General features: G+C 34.8%; 5 protein-coding genes. All 5 read left to right on the plus strand.

Translation table 11 applies throughout. The features are described 5' to 3' along the window. Nucleotides 1-107 precede the first annotated feature (107 nt). The 5 genes from ABMB67_RS23230 (at nt 108) to ABMB67_RS23250 (ending at nt 2,670) form a co-directional block, all read left to right on the plus strand. The gene (locus ABMB67_RS23230) at nt 108-410 is read left to right on the plus strand and encodes a hypothetical protein (RefSeq protein WP_354573464.1); all 303 of its coding nucleotides are present in this window, start codon (nt 108-110) and stop codon (nt 408-410) included. 452 nt (nt 411-862) lie between these two features. Beyond that, nucleotides 863-1,093, plus strand: coding sequence for a hypothetical protein (locus ABMB67_RS23235; protein WP_354573465.1), 231 nt, complete (start codon nt 863-865; stop codon nt 1,091-1,093). Nucleotides 1,094-1,129: 36 nt separating this feature from the next. Next, nucleotides 1,130-1,900, plus strand: a complete 771-nt coding sequence (locus tag ABMB67_RS23240) for a hypothetical protein (RefSeq protein WP_354573466.1) — start codon at nt 1,130-1,132, stop codon at nt 1,898-1,900. Nucleotides 1,901-1,946: 46 nt separating this feature from the next. Next, nucleotides 1,947-2,192 carry a hypothetical protein gene (locus ABMB67_RS23245; RefSeq protein ID WP_354573467.1) on the plus strand — a complete coding sequence of 82 codons (246 nt, stop codon included), beginning with the start codon at nt 1,947-1,949 and terminating at the stop codon, nt 2,190-2,192. Nucleotides 2,193-2,268: 76 nt separating this feature from the next. Beyond that, nucleotides 2,269-2,670: a ParB N-terminal domain-containing protein gene (locus ABMB67_RS23250; RefSeq protein ID WP_354573468.1), complete on the plus strand. Its 402-nt coding sequence runs from the start codon at nt 2,269-2,271 to the stop codon at nt 2,668-2,670. The last annotated feature ends 55 nt before the right edge of the window (nt 2,671-2,725 follow it).

Genomic DNA, 2,725 nt, shown 5'->3' on the forward strand with positions numbered 1-2,725 from the left:
GACTAGTCAAGCCGCGTAATTAATTTTTTAAAAACACTAAAAGCGAAATGGGGGTCGTCTAACAATCGTGAACTAGGCTTTATGAAATTGATTCAGTTATAAATAAAATGAAATATTTCGTTGAAAAAGCTGAAAAAGGGATGGAGCTTTTTAAAACAAATAAAAATGAAAGTTTGAAAATAGCTAAAGAGTTAAGAGAGGAATTGGACCTTGAATATAAAAATAATAGCTTAGTGAGGATTATTAACACATATAAAAATCATGAATTGTTTTCGGGTTACTATAGTCCAGCAGTTCATGAAGCCCTTGTTTCAGTCACTGGTGTTATGTCTTATGAAAAGTTGTTTAGTTTTCTTTATGATGTAAAAGGTTATATGAAATATTACTTACCGAGTAAATACAGAGAATGAATGTACAAACACCGCAATGGTGCTTTTTCTGATCTCTAAACAACCCTAATACCCGGAGGTAGCAGGTGATGTAAATAAGGAAATCGGAGTGTCTTGTTTATCGGTACACAAATTCATCGAGCAGGCAAAAGTGAAAATAAATAAAAAATATCTTGCTTGTCATGCAAGCAACGTACTTTCATCAACTATAAGTGAAGGTGAAAATAAACATCTTCATAAGTTGAGTTGATTTGCGTATTTGCGCGTAGTTATTTATGTCAATCCTGCTTTGCGCGGGGTAGAGAATTAACGTCTGCTGCTAGGGTCCGGGGATAGCCCGAACGTGCGGCAGGCGCCTTTTTTGTATATGCATAAAAAGACCAGAGTGGGGACTCCAGCGAAGTCTTATTATGTGTAAAAAGTTGCAGGAACTTATACCTTCGTGTCGAATGTTGACACTTGAGGTGAAAAGTATGGGATTAGATTTATCAGGCGTTGACAACAGTCCAATAAACAATATTGCGATTAATGCAGGAATTATGATCATAGTAACAATTGTAGTTACTGGGCTTGTCACAATGACATTAAGGGCAATAAAAATACCAGAGGTCCTAGTCAACAAATTGATTGCGTTTATTGCCATAATAATTCTTGTTGGGACTTTTTACATTATGGATCTCTGGGGATTGTTTGTTGGTTTTTGATATTAAAGGTAAATAGTTGCAGGGAAATAATACATCATGAAATTTGGAGTAGAGGGGGAGAGAAAAGTGACAGCTATTATTTCATACGTAAATAGGTCGGGATTCTCGATCATTTTATCTGACACCAGGGAAATTTATTCTAATGGAGAATACGTTGATGGTATTTCTAAAAATATTGAACTTCCTTATCATGGGTGGGTTAGTGGTGCAGGCCAAGGCGATTTCTTAGAAAAATTTAAAGAGGAATTGGCTAACGCAGAGACAATTGGAGGGTCTGAGGGTAAAAAAGATATTTCTAATTTATATTTAGACGTGTTGGTTGATTTTAAAAGATCTGGAATATGTACTTTTGAAGAATTAGACAAGAGTGTAATAGTTTTATCTACTTTGTGGAAGGAAAAGGATATTGTTAATTATATTTTTGAGATAAATCTTTTATCATTTAATCATTTCGGTAAAAACTTAATCTCAATTGATGAAGGTGAGATTTATATAGTCTACCCAAGTGATTTTATTGAAAATAAAAATTTAGTTGAGACCATTACAGATAAATACACTTTAAATATCGGTCTCTTAAATTTTAACGATGTTTTAGAAAAGATGTTAATAATATTTAAAGATATTTCATTGAAATCGGAACAAGTTAGCAAGACATGTGAAATGGGGCTTTTATTCCTAAATGAAGATGGTTTTTATAAGTGTAAGATAAGCGGGGATATTGATGATCTGATTAATGATATTAAGCATGACGAACTTTTTAATCGTCTCAAGTTAGTAAGAACATATAAACTTAAAGCGAGAGATTAGCATCTTTGTGCAGATGTTTTATGGATTATTAAAGGGGATGGTATTGATGGAAATGGCTCCAAAAGGCACATTGATAATTGATTACAAGGATATTGCTGATTTACATGAAGCTCTTGAAAACGGGATTGAACTAAATGTCGCTATCAAATCGCTATTTATCATTAATGCTCTTGAGACAGAGGGTATAAATGAGGTGAAGGTATCAGCAGAGCCAGATGAAAACAATAGAATGTTCGTAGAGTTTGCTCTAAAATCTATCAAAGAGTTTCTTCAAGAGAGGAATCATAGATAAGCACCCATTGGGGTGTTTTTTCTTTTCTAAAACACACAATCTAATTCATAAAGCAGAAGAAAAGGAGGGATAAGGTATGAACATAATGGCTATACCTGTTACTAAAATAAACCCAGCTCCATATAATCCTCGGGTAGACCTGCAGCCAGGTGATCCGGAATACGAAAAGTTACAGCGATCAATAAATGAATTTGGCTATGTAGAGCCTTTGGTCTGGAATGAACGGACCGGGAACCTTGTAGGAGGACATCAGAGGTTTAAAATTCTATTAGAGAGCAATCCTTCGCACATCGATGTTTCTGTAGTTGACCTAGATTTGGAGAAAGAAAAAGCACTGAACATTGCTCTTAATAAGATTAGTGGAGATTGGGATGAGGAAAAACTTGCACTGGTACTCAAAGATTTGACCAACAGTCCAGTTGGCATTGAATTGACCGGATGTTTATGGCACACTAGAAATGTAGGAAACGGCAGCTAATTTATGTACATAAAAAAGGCCACTTGCCAACATCCTGAAAAATACATACACTCCT

Source organism: Halalkalibacter oceani, from assembly GCF_040544555.1.
GTDB lineage: Bacteria > Bacillota > Bacilli > Bacillales > Bacillaceae_D > Halalkalibacter > Halalkalibacter oceani.